Source organism: Rhizobium sp. CFBP 13644 (genome assembly GCF_014842165.1).
In the GTDB taxonomy this organism is placed as follows: domain Bacteria; phylum Pseudomonadota; class Alphaproteobacteria; order Rhizobiales; family Rhizobiaceae; genus Agrobacterium; species Agrobacterium tumefaciens_C.
Genome location: NZ_JACYVF010000001.1, coordinates 437,510 through 451,846 on the forward strand (window position 1 = coordinate 437,510; position 14,337 = coordinate 451,846).

The following is a 14,337-nucleotide window of genomic DNA, read 5'->3' on the forward strand; positions in this document are numbered from 1 at the left end:
TCTTGCGCTTGTGACGCAATGGATCAGACCTCGTCTTCTCGCTTCACGCGGTATTCACCTGTTGCGGGGTCCTTGATCAAGGTTCCGGTCGCGCCAGTCTCGCGCTCTTTCTCCTGCCGCTTGGTTTTCTCCGACAGTCTTTTCGCGTCATTCACGAAACGCTTGTAGAGAATGATCGCCCCGAACACGAGCAGGGCGAGCGTAATCAATTGGGCCATCTAATCTGTGTCCATCAAAATCCGTAACGCGCCCACATTGCCTTTTCTTCGGCCACATCCGCAAGCCCCGATGCAGCCGATGCGGCGATGGAATGGGCATGAAGATCGACGCCGGGCAGTTTTTTGCCAAAGAAATTGCGCGCACCCGAGACCAGCTGAAGCTTGACCTTGTCGCCGTAGCGTCTGCGCAAGACATCGCGCATATCGCCAAGACCGTCTATGAGGCCAAGGTCGAGGCCACGCATGCCGCTCCAGAACAGGCCGGAGAAAATAGCCGGATCGTCCTTCAGCTTCGAGCCGCGACGCATCTTGACCATATCTATGAAAACATTATGGATTTCGAGCTGAAGCGATTTGAGATACTCAATATCGCCTTCCTTCTCGGGCTGGAAGGGATCAAGGATCGCCTTGTTCTGCCCGGCGGTGTAGACGCGCCGTTCCACACCGATCTTTTTCAGCATTTCCGGAAAACCGAAACCACCTGAAACGACACCGATGGAGCCGACAATGGAGGTTGGATCAGCAATGATCTCATCGCCTGCCAGCGCGATCATATATCCGCCTGATGCCGCGACATCCTCAACGAAGATAATGACCTTCTTGTTCTTTTCTTCGGCAAGCTGGCGGATGCGGCTATAGATCATGCGCGATTGCACCGGCGAGCCGCCCGGCGAATTCAACGTGATCGCAACGACCGGCGCATCCTTCATGCCAAACGCCTTGTCCAGCAGCGGGCCATAACCCGCAATGTTCAGCGCCGGACGAAACTGACTGCCACCCGCCATAATCGCTCCGTGCATACGCACCACGGGTATGACCAGCTCCTGCTTGCGAAACCGCTTGGGCACCAGTCGCTTCAAAAATCCAGCCATTTGCATCCTCATCATCATCACTATCTGTTGTTCCGATGTGGGTATCTGCGTGGCAAACGCAATGGGGCGCGGAATGATAATCTGGTGAGGAGTGGCTAGGCCTGCGTTCGCTTTTGCCCGTCATTGCGCCTATAGGCCACACGGCCATTGCTCAAATCATCGACCTCGCGAAGAAACGCGTTGCTGCCATGATCATGCATCGTCAAGGCTGCGCGAAATGTGAGCCTTGCGCGAGAACCCTTGATGCCGGTGACCAGCATGCGCACGGCATCTTCGCCTGCGCGTGGGTAAATCAGGGTGATTTCCAGCCCGCCGAAGCGCTTTCCGCAGGCGGCAATAATATCGGCGATGGATTGCGGCCTTGCGATCAAAGACATCTGCCCGCCGGGAACCATGATGGCGGCGGCGGTTCTCAGCCAATGTTCAAACAGATCATCCGTCATGGCGTGGGCGGCAGCCTTCAGCGCGTCGGGTGTTTTGCGGTCGCCTGCGTCATTATAGGGCGGGTTCATGATGACGTGGTCGAAATATCCATCCACCAACCCGGCATCGTTTCGCGCACCGGCGCGCAATGTGACATCTGCCTGACGTACGGAGACTCGCTTGGCAAAGTCTGCATTTGCAGGAAGTTCCAGGCTTCGCCTGGCGAAATCCACCATTTCCGCAGACAGCTCAAACAGTGTCACCTCAGCCTTTTCCAGACGGGAAGCGACCGCCATGCCAGCCGCACCGGCGCCCGCACCAAGATCGGCAACGCGGCACGGCGCATCATCCGCCACAAGCGAGGCCAGCAACATGGCGTCCATACCGGCCCTATGGCCCCTGCCCTTCGGTTGAAGGATCTGGAAGCGGCCGCGATGGAATGCGTCGACTGTTTCGGAAACGGTATCCGTCACGGGGATCAAGCCTGATCTTCGCGCAATTCGTCGGAAAGTCCGGCATCGACCAGAATGCATCGCGCCTCGTCGGCCCGGTCTTCCTCCACCAGAAGCCGACGCGGAAGCAGGCCAAGTGACCCTTCGAGAATGCTCATGCCCTGATCGGCAATAAGACTTTGAATGCCAGCATCCTTCATCAGACTCTGTGAGAAGGACAGAAGAACGGCATCATTTGTTCGTATCAGTTCACGCATTGGTCAGTTTCCACCCGAATCCCGTCTTTTTGAACGGTGTGAGGCAATTCGCCCCTTGCCGCATTCGTTCACGCTTTCTATTGTCGGCCCCAAAAGTGAACAGGAGTCCGTATCCTTGGGCGTCGTCATACCGCTTGAAGAAAGCAAAAACAAACTCGCATCCGTCAAGCCGCTTGTCGACCTGACACGGGCAGACATGGAAAGAGTGAACCAGCTTATTCTTTCCAAGGCCGGTTCAGATGTCCAGATGATTCCCGAAGTGGCCAATCACCTGATCTCATCGGGTGGCAAGCGTCTGCGGCCAATGCTGACACTCGCCTCCGCTGCGATGTTCGACTATCAGGGTGATCACCACATCAAACTGGCCACCAGCGTCGAATTCATGCACACCGCCACGCTCCTGCATGACGATGTGGTGGATGAAAGCGATCTGCGCCGCGGAAAATCAACGGCACGCACCATCTGGGGCAATCAGGCCAGCGTTCTCGTCGGTGACTTCCTGCTTGGTCAGGCCTTCCGCATGATGGTGGAAGTCGGCTCGCTGGATGCGCTGGATGTGCTTTCCACCGCAGCCTCTGTCATTGCCGAAGGTGAAGTTCTGCAGCTTTCCGTCGCAAAAAATATGGAAACGACCGAGGATGACTATCTACAGGTCATCCGCGCCAAGACCGCAGCCCTTTTCGCAGCGGCGGCAGAGGTTGGACCCATTGTTGCCAAGACGGACAAGGCAACCCGCAGCGCGCTGAAATCCTACGGCATGAACCTTGGCCTCGCCTTCCAGCTGGTGGACGACGTGCTGGATTATGGTGGGAAAGCCGACGAGCTGGGCAAGAATACGGGTGATGACTTCCGCGAGGGCAAGATCACGCTGCCGGTGATTCTCTCCTATCGTCGCGGCACAGCGGAAGAGCGTGCGTTCTGGAAGCGCGCCATTGAGAACGGCGAGAGCACGGATGAAAATCTGGAAACGGCCCTCGGCCTCATCAAGAAATACAACGGCCTGACCGACACCATCGCCCGCGCCAACCATTATGGCACAATTGCCCGCGATGCGCTTGCGCCGCTGCCACAGAGCCCATGGAAAAAGGCGCTGATGGAAGTGATCGACTTCTGCATCCAGCGCGTCAACTAGGTTCCTGGCTGGGTGGAGTTGTTCAGGCGCGGCGTATCACAGTCGGTGGTTGCGTTCGTTGCGGTTTCACAAATCTTGGTGCTCGGGCAGAATTTCTTGCAGGCGTGCTCCAAAAAAGCCATTCTATCGTGACGAGGTATGTGACCGTCTGGATCGTTTTCGGTTCAGGCGTCACGGTCCAGTTGAAGCATGAAGGCGTTCAGGTGCAACCACTTTGCCCGCGCTCTCATGTGGCAGACTGATTTTTCGGTGCAGATGCACAAAAGCAAAGGTTCCTTTATGCGGCGCAACCCAGCATTTCGTCTTCTCTGCGGCGCGGCCTTTATTGCCGCTCTCTCCATCGACGCGGGTTCGCCTGCTTTTGCCGAGACGAAGCCTGCAGACAAGGTGGCCGAGACCGTTACGTTTGATCCGGCAAAGGTCAACACTTTCTCCGGTGCGTTTCTGGCGGCACGCACGGCGGATGTGGATCAGGATTTCAAGACAGCCATCACGCTCTATCAAAAGGCGCTTGAGTTCGACACCGCCAATGTGGAGATCCGTCAGCGCCTGATGATTGCGCAATTGCTGAGCGGCGATTTCGATGCTGGCGCAAAGATTGCCGACAGCCTGAAGGGTGATTCGTCCGTCGAGCGCGTCACAACCATCATTCGTGCGCTCGCCGCCATCAAGAACAAGGAATTTTCCGGCGCGGAAAAGGTCCTGAAATACACCGGCCCGAATGATCTGGACCGCATGGTCAACACGCTGTTGACGGCCTGGGCCCGCGCTGGTGCTGGCAAGAGCAAAGAAGCGCTCTCGCTCGTCAATGGCATGAAGGGACCGGGCTGGATTTCCATTTTCCAGAAATACCACGCTGGCGCGATTGCGCTGGTGGCGGGAAATACGGAAGCAGCGCGCAAGAGCCTCAACGACGCAGTGGCCGACCGTGAAGGCGGTGCAACCGCGACCGATACTTATATGCGCGCCGTGATGGCCCTTGCCCGGCTGGAAGCCAATGTCGGCAACAAGCAGAAGGCGCTCGATACCATCGCTGTCGGCGATACATTTGCGCCAAACTACGCGCCGCTGAAGGCGTTGCGCGAAAGCATCGAAAGAGGCGAGAAGCCACAGCAGCAGGTGCAGACCCCCATTGAGGGCGCGGCAGCCGTGATGTTCTCCATTGCCGGTGCCTTGAACCGCGAAGGGGCCGAAGAGATTGTCACGCTCTACCTTCAGACCTCACGCGCTCTCGACCCCAAAAGTGCAGACACTTTGATTCTTCTCGGCGGACTGGCTGAAGCACAGAAGCAGCCGGACCGCGCCATTGCCTTCTACCGCGAAGTGCCTCTGGATTCACCGATGCACCGCATTTCCGAGCTGCAACTTGGCCTGACGCTGGCGCAGACGGACAAGGTCGAAGAGGCGCGCAAACACCTCAAATCCCTGCTCGATTCGGATCCGAGCGATATTCGCTCCTATCTTGCCTATGGCTCGGTTCTATCGGATGCCAAGGACTACAAGGCCATGGCGGCTAATTATGACAAGGCTGTCGAGGTTATCGGCGCTGTCCCGAAGAAATCCGACTGGACGATCTTCTTCCAGCGCGCCATCGCCTATGAGCGTTTGAAGCAGTGGGACAAGGCAGAGCCGAATTTCAAGCGCGCTCTGGAGCTGAACCCCGAGCAGCCGCAGGTTCTGAACTATCTTGGCTATTCCTGGGTCGACAAGAATATGAACCTCGATCAGGCAATCGACATGATCCGCCGGGCCGTGGAGCTTCGCCCCAATGATGGCTACATCGTCGATTCTCTGGGCTGGGCGCATTTCCGGCTGGGTGCTTTCGATGAGGCTGTCGAAGAGCTGGAACGCGCCATTGAACTCCGCGCTGGCGATCCCACGATCAACGACCACCTTGGCGATGCCTATTGGCGCGTTGGACGCAAGATCGAAGCAGTTTACCAGTGGAACCGCGCGCTCATCGGCGAAAGCGAAGAGGTGGACAAGTCCAAGGTGAAGGAAAAAATCGCCAACGGCCTGCCACCGCTGGAAAAGGATGCGCAGAATACGGCCAAGAAAGACCAGGCGCCTCTGCCGCCTGTCGCGCCTGCGCCAGCGCCGGACAAGAAATCCTGATCCTTCATGTCCTCGCCTGACACTCAAGGAGCGGTCCGAACGACGGAGGCCGCTCCCGCCAAGATCAACCTCGCTTTGCATGTCACAGGCCAGCGCACAGATGGCTATCACCTGCTGGAAACGCTTGTTGTGTTCACGCAAGCGGGCGACGTGATCAGCATCGAGGATACAGAACAGGATAGCTTTTCGCTGTCCGGCCCCTTCGCGAGCGTTCTGCAGCAAGAGAATGCGGGCACCAATCTGGTGTTGAAGGCGCGTGATCTGCTGCGCGAAGCCGTTGGGTCTCAGGCACGACCTGTCACAATCCATCTTGAGAAAAAGCTGCCGGTTTCATCGGGTATCGGCGGTGGATCGGCCGATGCGGCTGCAACCTTGCGGGGCCTGTGCCGCCACTGGAATATCGCAGCTTCAACCGTCAAGCTGGATGAGATTGGCCTGAAACTGGGTGCTGACGTGCCGATGTGTCTTTCCAGCCAGCCGCTGATTGCGCGCGGCATTGGCGAGCAGATAGAAACAGTTGACGACATGCCCATGCTGCATCTGGTGCTCGTCAATCCTCTCAAGGGTGTTTCGACACCGGAGATTTTCAAGCGGCTGACGACCAAGACCAATCCGCCGCTTTGCGACCGCTCCAATCTCGACTGGATGGATTTCATCAGACAGTGCCGCAACGATCTTGAGACACCTGCGCGTGAGGTTCTGCCAGAGATCGGCGCTGCACAGACTTTGCTTTCTGACGCGGGTGCAGCGCTGGTGCGCATGTCAGGCTCTGGCGCGACATGTTTCGGGATCTTTGAAACAATGGCGGACGCGACCTTGGCGGCGGCAAGCCTTCGCCAAAAGCGTTCCGACTGGTATGTTCAGGCAACAAAAACCATAGGTGGACTTCGAGATGAATGCTGAAAGAGCTTTTATACCGGTTGGCATCGCGGTTTTGACCGTTTCAGACACGCGAACACTGGCAGACGACAAATCCGGCGACACGCTGGCCGCCCGGATCGTCGATGCTGGCCACATGCTTGTGGACCGTGCCATTGTGCCGGATGACACGGTCGCCATTCTGGAGCAGGTTCGCAGCTGGACTCTGTCCGATGCGATTGATGTGGTGATTACCACCGGCGGCACTGGCTTTACCGGACGCGATGTTACCCCAGAAGCGCTGGAGCCCCTGTTTGAAAAGCGCATGGATGGATTTTCCGAGGTTTTCCACCGCATTTCCTATGACAAAATCGGCACATCCACCATACAGTCACGCGCAACAGCAGGGCTTGCCAATGCCACTTTCATTTTCGTCCTGCCGGGTTCTCCTGGTGCCTGCAAGGACGCATGGGATGGCATCTTGAAAGCACAGCTGGACTACCGCCACATGCCCTGCAATTTCGTGGAAATCATGCCGCGCCTTGACGAGCATTTGAAGCGCGGCGCTTAGAAAAAACGTCTGCTAGGACGCTCTGCGCAAAGCCCAGGCTGGAATGAGTTCTGCGCTCAGACGCCTCGCCTTCTGTCCCTTCAGGAAAATATCCAGTCCGATGCGACCCAGCCTTCCGCTGGATTGCGCCACCGCATCCGCCTTCCTCAGCAGCAGGCCGTACTCCAGCGGGCGGCTCCGGTGCGTCAGGCGTGATAGCAAGGATGGACGGTAATGGCGCGACGGCGCAAATCTTGCAGGGCGTGTGTTCAGCGCCGTATATTCCATGATGTCCTCAATCCAGCCGCTCTGTGGGCGGCCGCCCAGTTCCATCAGTAGTATCCATTCACCGCGCGCCGACGCTATGATCTGGCCCATATCCCAGTCTGTTTCAAACCGGCAACCTGCTGCCTCGGCCACGCGAGACGAGCCGTCCGTGGAGCCATGATCAAGGATGATCACGTCGCTCACCAGCCCCTCCACCGCACCGGAAACAAGCGTGGACAAGGTATGCGCAAGTTCCGGCTCCTGATCCCGGCATTCCATAATGACTGTCAGCATGTCTTAGGCAAGCTTGTAATCCCCAGCTTCGGAAACACGATCTGATTTCCTCGCCTGAATTTTTAACGCAAGGCAGAGCAAATTGCTATCGAGTCTTTCGGTATTTTGTTCTTGTCTTGTTCTCATTCCTGCTTTATGAATCGGGTCATCCACCAAGCCGGTTCACCCGGTCAGGAGTATCCAGATGAGACAACATGTGCTTTCGGGGCAGGCTGCTTTTCAGCCGGGCCATACGCCAGATATTGCCAATGCCCTGGCCGATGCATCGGGTCTACGGATCGAGATCGACCGTCGGCGCGGGCGTGGGGCGGGCATCAATCCGGGCGGACGTTTCGAGACCCTGCAGCACGAGGCCGTGGATGACGGCTGGCAGATCATCGAGGAATTGCCGGAGTTTCGCACTGAGGTTCAGATCGAAAAGCCACGCAGCATCATCACGCGCAATGATTCGCCTGACATTCCCTTTGATCGCTCCATCAATCCCTACAGGGGTTGTGAACATGGCTGCATCTACTGTTTCGCAAGACCTTCGCACAGCTATATGGGGCTGTCGGCAGGACTGGATTTCGAGGCGAAGCTGTTTGCCAAGCCGGACGCTGCGAAACTTCTGGAACGCGAGCTCGGCAAGCCGGGATACAAGGCACGGGTCATCGCCATTGGCACCAATACCGATCCTTACCAGCCGATCGAGCGGGAATGGCGCATCATGCGCCAGATCCTTGAAGTCCTGGCGAAAGCCGAGCATCCCGTTGCCATTGTCACCAAATCCGGGCTGATTACCCGTGACATTGATATTCTGGCACCAATGGCGGCCAAGGGTCTGGTGAAGGTGGGAATTTCCGTCACGACCCTCGACCGCAAGCTTGCTCGCAGCATGGAGCCACGCGCATCGACCCCCACCAAGCGGCTGGAGGCGATAAAGACACTGACGGAGGCTGGCATTCCCGTGGCTGTGATGATGGCACCTGTCATCCCTGCGCTGAACGACCATGAGATAGAACGCGTGCTGGAAGCTGGAAAGGCAGCTGGGGCAACGGAAGCATCCTATGTTCTCCTGCGCCTGCCGCTTGAGGTCAGCCCGCTGTTTCGCGAATGGCTGTTGAGAAACTATCCGCACCGCTATCAGCACGTCATGTCGCTGGTGCGCTCCATGCGGGACGGGAAGGATTACGATGCTGAATTTGGCAAGCGGATGAAGGGTGCAGGTCCTTATGCGTGGCAGATTGGACGCAGATTTGAGATGACGACCAAACGGCTTGGCCTGATCCGCCGCGGCATACAGCTGCGCGACGATCTCTTCATCGCGCCGGGTGGTGCCGGTGTCCAACTCTCCCTGCTCTGATTACTGATAGACCTGAGAGGGAAATCACGCAGGTCTATCGCACAAGAATACCCGTCAGCGTCTATGCCCTGCGCTGCGGGTTGTGCCCCCGGTAAATTGCCGCCTTGCAAGGGTTCTACTCTTTCAACTCCGCCGAAAGAGTTCTGGAGGTCATGATGCCTCAAACAGCACCCCTCCGCCCCGTCGGTTGCTGTCCACACCCTGCGACCGGGGCTTGCAGGAGATCGGTTGCCTGTGCGAGTTTCGCACTATGAAACAACGCACAGCATCCGATTCTCCTGCCCTCTTTGATTTGATCGACAAAGGCCCGGATTTCAGCCTGGAACTTGAGGCAAAGAAGCGCGGTGAATGGCCGGTTGCTGGTACGGATGAAGCCGGACGCGGCCCGCTGGCCGGACCTGTCGTCGCCGCCGCCGTCATCCTCGATCCCGACAATATCCCCGACGGTTTGAATGATTCGAAAAAGCTCTCCAAGGCTCGCCGTGAGGTGTTGTTTGAGCAGATCCTCGCAACATCGATTGTGTCCATCGCCTCATCGGGACCTGTCCTCATCGACCGCATGAACATCTTGCGTGCGAGCCTCGATGCCATGCGCCGCGCTGTGTTGGGGCTCCAAACCACGCCCGCTCTCGTTCTTGCGGATGGCCGCGACGTTCCACCGGGGATTCCCTGTCTCGGAAAAGCTGTGATTAAGGGGGATGGCCGTTCCGTGTCGATCGCCGCGGCGTCTATCGTCGCAAAGGTCACGCGTGACCGAATGATGGAGAAAGCAGGCCTGCTGCATCCTGCCTACGGTTTTGAATCCCACGCAGGCTACGGTACGCCAACACATCTGCGCGCCATTGAGACCAACGGCCCCTGCCCTCTCCACCGCATGAGCTTTCGCCCGATGAGGGTGGAGTGATGGCCTTCTGCTAGGGCCTAGCGGGTTAACGCCGACGCCGCCCCCTCCCCCACATGTGCATGTGAGGTTCCCTCGGCATTCAGAGTCAACACTAGCGAGCTTCGGTTGTGCAGCAGACTCTCGCTGCGGCGGGAAAGCCATGAAGGGCTGCAACGGCTTCAGAGACAATGGTTTCATCCGGCCCGAGAGGTGCACGACATCACGCGATTGACGGAAACAAAACCAAGGCAGCGCTCGCGCGGAGCAAAGCGCCATGCTTTTTCAAGCGAGTTTATCCGGTTGGCGTTTGACGAAAGGCGTGCCAACGAGGCGCTTCAGCCGACTATGCGCACGATATTCAAAAACAAAAAAACCGCCAATCGCTTGGCGGTTTCAGAATGCTTGACCTCAAAACGCAATTGCCTGCGCTGGCGTCTCAGTTGAGACGCGTCTTGGCTTCGTTGACGGCAGTGTTGAAGAGCTGTGTCTTCACGGCAGCTGTCATCTTCTCCGCGATCAGCTTCTCGCTGGCGGCAATCGCCAGATCAACGGCCGCGGCACGAACGGCACCGATGGCGTCGGTTTCGGCCTGCTTGATCTTCTGCTCGGACAGAGCGTTGCGACGTGCGACGAATTCCTCGGTCTTGACCTTGGCTTCTGCCGTCAGGGCTGCAGCTTCGCGTTCAGCAGCAGCGATGATGTTCGCCGCGTCCGCTTCGGCTTCCTTGCGCTTGCGCTGATATTCCGCAAGCAGGTGCTGCGCCTCTTCGCGAAGGCGCTTGGCTTCCGCCAGCTCTTCCTTGATGTTGACGGCGCGCTCATCGAGCGAGCTTGCCAACATGCCGGGGACCTTCAGATACGCAATCAGGACAAAGAAGAGAACGAGACCGACAAGCGCGAAAAATGTTGCATCAAACGCCATGTTAAGCTCCCTTCAAAACAGATGCGGCAGCAACAGCGGCCTTGGCATCCGTATCCGAAACCTTGACGTTGATCAGCTGATCAACGATCGCGGTCGCAGTTTCCTCAGCGATTGTGCCGACATCAGCAAAAGCCTGGGTCTTGATCGTCTCGATCCGTGCTTCGGCTGCCGCCAGTTTCTTGGCAAGGTCTGCCTCGATAGCGGCGCGATCTGCATCGGCCTTGACCTTCGCTGCTTCGCGAGCAGCGGCTGCAATGGAGCCTGCCTTGGCGCGAGCCGCGTTCAATTCTTTTTCGTAGGTTTCGATGGCGGCATCTGCCTCAGCCTTCAAACGGGCTGCTTCATCGAGGTCCTGTGCGATACGGCCGTGACGGTCTTCGAGAATTCCGCCGACGCGTGGCACGATGACCTTCTTCATCAGCACATAGAACAGGCCGAATGTAATGGCCAGCCATAGAAGCTGTGATGCGTAGGTGGACTGATCGAATGGGGGAAACACACCGGATGTATGACCGGCATCGTGTGCCACGCCTGTCTCGGTATGCGTTGCTTCCGGAGCCGTCTGACCGACAGCCGGCGCTCCCGTATTCGTTTCACTTGTCGCGGGTGCTGACTGGGCAAAAGCCTCGGTCACGAACATACTCACCTCCAGGGGTCGTGCAAATGCGAAGGATCACGGCACGCGCTGCGAGCCGTGATCCAAACCTGATGCTGATATTAGACAGCGAACAGGAGAAGGAGAGCTACGAGCAACGAGAAGATGCCCAGAGCTTCCGTAACGGCGAAGCCGAATACCAGACGGCCGAACTGGCTGTCAGCGGCAGACGGGTTGCGCAGTGCGCCCGACAAGAAATCGCCGAAGATACGGCCGAGAGCGAGGGACGTACCAGCCATGCCGAGGCATGCGAGACCTGCGCCGATGTACTTTGCTGCTTCCGCTTCCATGTTAAGCTCCTTAGAATGGTTGTTTGCGGCTATTTTTGACACCCGATTGTCGGGGCCAGCGACTTTACTTCTCAGTGACCGCCATGCACGGCGTCGTTCAGGTACATGCAAGTCAGTACCGCGAAGACGTATGCCTGCAGGAAGGCGACGAGAAATTCCAAACCGGTCATTGCGACCGTCATGATGAGGGGCAGAATTGCGCCACCGATACCAAGGGCGCCGAGCGCACCCATGGAGGCAACAAAGCCCGAGAAGACCTTCAGCGTGATGTGACCTGCCAGCATGTTCGCGAAAAGACGAACGGAAAGGCTGATCGGACGCGACAGGAACGAAATGATTTCAATGGACGACACAAGCGGCAAAAGCACAGCAGGCACGCCTGAAGGCGCGAAAATGCCGAGGAAGCTCAGGCCATGCTTATAGAAACCGTAGACGACGACCGTACCGATAACTAGGCAGGACAGCGCAAATGTAACGATGATCTGGCTGGTCACCGTGAAGAAATACGGGAACATGCCGAGCAGGTTTGCCGTCAGAACAAACATGAAAAGCGAGAAGACAAACGGGAAAAACACCATTCCCTTTTTGCCAGCGCCTTCGCGCAGCATCGAAGCAATGAATTCGTAGGACATTTCAGCAACGGACTGCATGCGACCTGGGATCAAGCCACGGTTGGACGTTGCGAAATAGAGGAAGCCCGATGCGGCTGCGACCGTTGCGACCATGAACAGAGACGCATTGGTGAACGAAAAATCGACGCCACCGATCTCAATCGGGATGATCGGCGTTACCATGAACTGATGGGTCGGATCGTTTGCCACCGTATGCCCTCTTTATCTTTTGCCGCAAAACACGACACTTTAATTCTATATGGAAGGTAAGCGACTACTCGCCCTGCTTTCCACTCTTATCTTTTCCGAGCCCGCCTTCAAGAAGCGGTGGCTTTGCCACGACGCCCGCAGAACGCAGAACATTCAGAACACCTGCACAGAAGCCGAGGAGCAGAAGAACAATCATCCCCCACGGCGACGTACCAGCAAAATGATCCAGTAGATACCCCAGCATCGCGCCAACAACGATTGCAGAGATGAACTCGGAGGAAAGCTTGATCGCCATGGCGAAACCCTTCCGAGTCTCTGCTGCGTTCTGCTCCGTCCGGCCCTGCGCGTCGTCTTCCGCCTTCACCTTTGCCAGCTCATCGGCAAGGCGCCTGCGGCGCTCATCCAGACTATCGTTACGGTTGCCAGTCATTGCCAAATCCCACCCTTTTTCTCCATTCCGGCATTGCCAGAACTCATTGGAGTTGTAAACGGCAGGGCATCAAGCCTGTTCCAGCCCGCTCTGAAGTCGCGCGCAACATAGTTTTAGGGACTTCGCTAGTCAAGGCACTGACTGCGCTTGACGGAATACAAAATTGTGATTGAAAGCAATGACTTAAGCGATACAGGCAGATTAATTGCGTCGCCGATGCACAGAATTGGCCATTTTGGCAGGTTTATCCCACGGAAAAGCCCGAAAAATCAGCTCCAGCCGCCGCCATAGGTGCGGTAGAACACGTGCAGACCGATTCTGCCGACTTTTTTCATGCTTCTGCCCCAGGCGGGGCGTACGTAGACAGCGTGATAATGCGTTGCGGAGCCGACTTCCTTCAGCCAAATCTTGCCTGCCGTGGTCGCCAATGCCACTTCGCGGGCCATTTTCCAATGGCGCTCGGAATTCACACGGTCCTTAATATTGTCACAGGCGAAGGAAAACTGGCAGCGATTGCGCCAATCCTTATTCTGATAGACGACGCCGCAGATCGATTTTGGATAGGTTGGGTTGCGCACGCGGTTGAGGATGACCTGCGCCACGGCGGCCTGACCCTTGACCGATTCGCCACGCGCCTCAAAATAGATGCCGGACGAAAGGCATTGCTGCTCGGCAGCGGAAAAGACTTCGGCTGGCAGCGGCTGTGCTGCCCAGGCGTGGTCGTCTGCTGCGATCTGGGGAATGAAACGACCGGCATCCGGCTTTTTCAGAATGGCGTCGAAGGGTGATTCGCGCGCGAAATCCGGTTCTGCCGGTGCATAGGCCGTGGCCAGCACATCGGGTGTTCGGTTTGTAATCAGCTCTGCCAGCATGGGCGAGACGGTCTTTTCGGCCTTGCTCTCATCCCGACGGAAATAGAAGGAGGCCAATTCGATGTCCTTGGCCTTCTTCTGCTTCACGAAAGCGGTTCGATCCTTCCGCTTCAAAGGTTCGATATCCAGCATGCTCGTGCGACGCAAAACGGAACCTGCGGTGAATTCCTTCGGTGGCTGCATGATTTCAGTCGAGACGATGCGGCCCTTCTTGGCGGCGCGATTGACGCGGTCGCTATCTGGCGTCGTTTCCTTGCCGCTCTTGGATGTGACGAAAGCAACCTTGCTTCCATCCGGCGTTATCATTCCAGCCCCGGTCAGCACGGAGGCGGGATCAGCCTGAGCAAAAGAAAGAGACGCATTGTGGACGGAACCTGCCGGAGAGCTGGTGAGGACCATGCGCCACTGCTCTCCCCCGGCATCGAGGCCAGCCAGCAAAGAGGCGAGATCCGCACGGGCGGCAAGGGTGGGAAAGGCAAGCCAGGCGGCCAAACCGAAAACAACTGGCGATGTCCATGTCTCGAACGAGAGGAAGAACCCGCGACGCGATACTTTTTTTGAACGCAAAACCAGCACTCCAGACACGAACGCAACTCACTGCTACAGGTCTGGATAATCTCTCATTAACCTTGATGCTTGGTTAACAGCAGCTGGTCGCACGCCTTCACGTTAACGTGTCGGATG

17 protein-coding genes are annotated in these 14,337 nt (G+C 57.2%); 6 read left to right on the top strand and 11 right to left on the bottom strand.

The features are described from left to right. Positions 1-23: 23 nt before the first annotated feature. From IFT53_RS02095 to IFT53_RS02110, 4 genes are all read right to left on the bottom strand, one after another. On the bottom strand, positions 24-218 hold the full coding sequence (locus tag IFT53_RS02095) for a hypothetical protein (RefSeq protein ID WP_192063516.1): 195 nt from the start codon (positions 216-218) through the stop codon (positions 24-26). Between the two features lie 14 nt (positions 219-232). Continuing rightward, positions 233-1,090: a S49 family peptidase gene (locus tag IFT53_RS02100; protein WP_192063515.1), complete on the bottom strand. Its 858-nt coding sequence runs from the start codon at positions 1,088-1,090 to the stop codon at positions 233-235. Between the two features lie 95 nt (positions 1,091-1,185). Then, on the bottom strand, positions 1,186-1,986 hold the full coding sequence (locus tag IFT53_RS02105) for a methyltransferase (protein WP_192063514.1): 801 nt from the start codon (positions 1,984-1,986) through the stop codon (positions 1,186-1,188). A gap of 5 nt (positions 1,987-1,991) precedes the next feature. Further along, on the bottom strand, positions 1,992-2,222 hold the full coding sequence (locus IFT53_RS02110) for a putative signal transducing protein (protein WP_192063513.1): 231 nt from the start codon (positions 2,220-2,222) through the stop codon (positions 1,992-1,994). 115 nt (positions 2,223-2,337) lie between these two features. Between IFT53_RS02110 and IFT53_RS02115 the strand changes: the two genes are divergently transcribed. From IFT53_RS02115 to moaB, 4 genes are all read left to right on the top strand, one after another. Next, complete coding sequence (locus IFT53_RS02115) at positions 2,338-3,354, top strand: polyprenyl synthetase family protein (protein WP_192063512.1); 1,017 nt, start codon at positions 2,338-2,340, stop codon at positions 3,352-3,354. A 279-nt stretch (positions 3,355-3,633) separates the two neighbouring features. Next, positions 3,634-5,469, top strand: a complete 1,836-nt coding sequence (locus IFT53_RS02120; protein WP_192063511.1) for a tetratricopeptide repeat protein — start codon at positions 3,634-3,636, stop codon at positions 5,467-5,469. A gap of 6 nt (positions 5,470-5,475) precedes the next feature. Then, the gene (locus IFT53_RS02125; RefSeq protein WP_192063510.1) at positions 5,476-6,372 is read left to right on the top strand and encodes a 4-(cytidine 5'-diphospho)-2-C-methyl-D-erythritol kinase; all 897 of its coding nucleotides are present in this window, start codon (positions 5,476-5,478) and stop codon (positions 6,370-6,372) included. Then, positions 6,362-6,898 (top strand): molybdenum cofactor biosynthesis protein B, encoded by a 537-nt coding sequence (gene moaB / locus IFT53_RS02130; protein ID WP_192063509.1) that lies wholly within the window; start codon positions 6,362-6,364, stop codon positions 6,896-6,898. The genes IFT53_RS02125 and moaB overlap by 11 nt, the downstream gene beginning before the upstream one ends. Positions 6,899-6,910: 12 nt before the next feature. Here the strand turns inward: moaB and IFT53_RS02135 are convergent, their stop codons facing one another. Continuing rightward, the gene (locus tag IFT53_RS02135) at positions 6,911-7,438 is read right to left on the bottom strand and encodes a glycosyl transferase (protein WP_192063508.1); all 528 of its coding nucleotides are present in this window, start codon (positions 7,436-7,438) and stop codon (positions 6,911-6,913) included. Between the two features lie 184 nt (positions 7,439-7,622). Between IFT53_RS02135 and IFT53_RS02140 the strand changes: the two genes are divergently transcribed. Both IFT53_RS02140 and IFT53_RS02145 read left to right on the top strand, forming a co-directional pair. After that, positions 7,623-8,780, top strand: a complete 1,158-nt coding sequence (locus IFT53_RS02140) for a PA0069 family radical SAM protein (RefSeq protein WP_192063507.1) — start codon at positions 7,623-7,625, stop codon at positions 8,778-8,780. Positions 8,781-9,030: 250 nt separating this feature from the next. After that, on the top strand, positions 9,031-9,684 hold the full coding sequence (locus tag IFT53_RS02145) for a ribonuclease HII (RefSeq protein WP_192063506.1): 654 nt from the start codon (positions 9,031-9,033) through the stop codon (positions 9,682-9,684). 415 nt (positions 9,685-10,099) lie between these two features. Here the strand turns inward: IFT53_RS02145 and IFT53_RS02150 are convergent, their stop codons facing one another. The 6 genes from IFT53_RS02150 to IFT53_RS02175 all read right to left on the bottom strand — a co-directional run bounded on the left by IFT53_RS02150 (position 10,100) and on the right by IFT53_RS02175 (position 14,220). Continuing rightward, complete coding sequence (locus tag IFT53_RS02150) at positions 10,100-10,585, bottom strand: F0F1 ATP synthase subunit B (RefSeq protein WP_192063505.1); 486 nt, start codon at positions 10,583-10,585, stop codon at positions 10,100-10,102. 1 nt (position 10,586) lies between these two features. Beyond that, positions 10,587-11,225: a F0F1 ATP synthase subunit B gene (locus tag IFT53_RS02155; protein WP_192063504.1), complete on the bottom strand. Its 639-nt coding sequence runs from the start codon at positions 11,223-11,225 to the stop codon at positions 10,587-10,589. A 77-nt stretch (positions 11,226-11,302) separates the two neighbouring features. Next, positions 11,303-11,530, bottom strand: coding sequence for a F0F1 ATP synthase subunit C (locus tag IFT53_RS02160; protein ID WP_027673924.1), 228 nt, complete (start codon positions 11,528-11,530; stop codon positions 11,303-11,305). A gap of 71 nt (positions 11,531-11,601) precedes the next feature. After that, complete coding sequence (locus IFT53_RS02165; RefSeq protein WP_042618118.1) at positions 11,602-12,351, bottom strand: F0F1 ATP synthase subunit A; 750 nt, start codon at positions 12,349-12,351, stop codon at positions 11,602-11,604. A gap of 64 nt (positions 12,352-12,415) precedes the next feature. Further along, positions 12,416-12,781 (bottom strand): AtpZ/AtpI family protein, encoded by a 366-nt coding sequence (locus tag IFT53_RS02170; protein WP_192063503.1) that lies wholly within the window; start codon positions 12,779-12,781, stop codon positions 12,416-12,418. A 269-nt stretch (positions 12,782-13,050) separates the two neighbouring features. After that, entirely contained in the window at positions 13,051-14,220 is a 1,170-nt protein-coding gene (locus IFT53_RS02175) for a cell wall hydrolase (RefSeq protein WP_192063502.1), read from the bottom strand. Positions 14,221-14,337 lie beyond the last annotated feature (117 nt).

Bases quoted from the DNA above. Each gene is read 5' to 3' on its own strand.
- IFT53_RS02140 (WP_192063507.1), top strand. From the start codon at position 7,623: ATGAGACAACATGTGCTTTCGGGGCAGGCTGCTTTTCAGCCGGGCCAT.
- IFT53_RS02135 (WP_192063508.1), bottom strand. From the start codon at position 7,438: ATGCTGACAGTCATTATGGAATGCCGGGATCAGGAGCCGGAACTTGCG.
- IFT53_RS02110 (WP_192063513.1), bottom strand. From the start codon at position 2,222: ATGCGTGAACTGATACGAACAAATGATGCCGTTCTTCTGTCCTTCTCA.
- IFT53_RS02155 (WP_192063504.1), bottom strand. From the start codon at position 11,225: ATGTTCGTGACCGAGGCTTTTGCCCAGTCAGCACCCGCGACAAGTGAA.
- IFT53_RS02150 (WP_192063505.1), bottom strand. From the start codon at position 10,585: ATGGCGTTTGATGCAACATTTTTCGCGCTTGTCGGTCTCGTTCTCTTC.
- IFT53_RS02120 (WP_192063511.1), top strand. From the start codon at position 3,634: ATGCGGCGCAACCCAGCATTTCGTCTTCTCTGCGGCGCGGCCTTTATT.
- IFT53_RS02125 (WP_192063510.1), top strand. From the start codon at position 5,476: ATGTCCTCGCCTGACACTCAAGGAGCGGTCCGAACGACGGAGGCCGCT.
- moaB (WP_192063509.1), top strand. From the start codon at position 6,362: ATGAATGCTGAAAGAGCTTTTATACCGGTTGGCATCGCGGTTTTGACC.
- IFT53_RS02095 (WP_192063516.1), bottom strand. From the start codon at position 218: ATGGCCCAATTGATTACGCTCGCCCTGCTCGTGTTCGGGGCGATCATT.
- IFT53_RS02145 (WP_192063506.1), top strand. From the start codon at position 9,031: ATGAAACAACGCACAGCATCCGATTCTCCTGCCCTCTTTGATTTGATC.
- IFT53_RS02100 (WP_192063515.1), bottom strand. From the start codon at position 1,090: ATGGCTGGATTTTTGAAGCGACTGGTGCCCAAGCGGTTTCGCAAGCAG.
- IFT53_RS02170 (WP_192063503.1), bottom strand. From the start codon at position 12,781: ATGACTGGCAACCGTAACGATAGTCTGGATGAGCGCCGCAGGCGCCTT.
- IFT53_RS02160 (WP_027673924.1), bottom strand. From the start codon at position 11,530: ATGGAAGCGGAAGCAGCAAAGTACATCGGCGCAGGTCTCGCATGCCTC.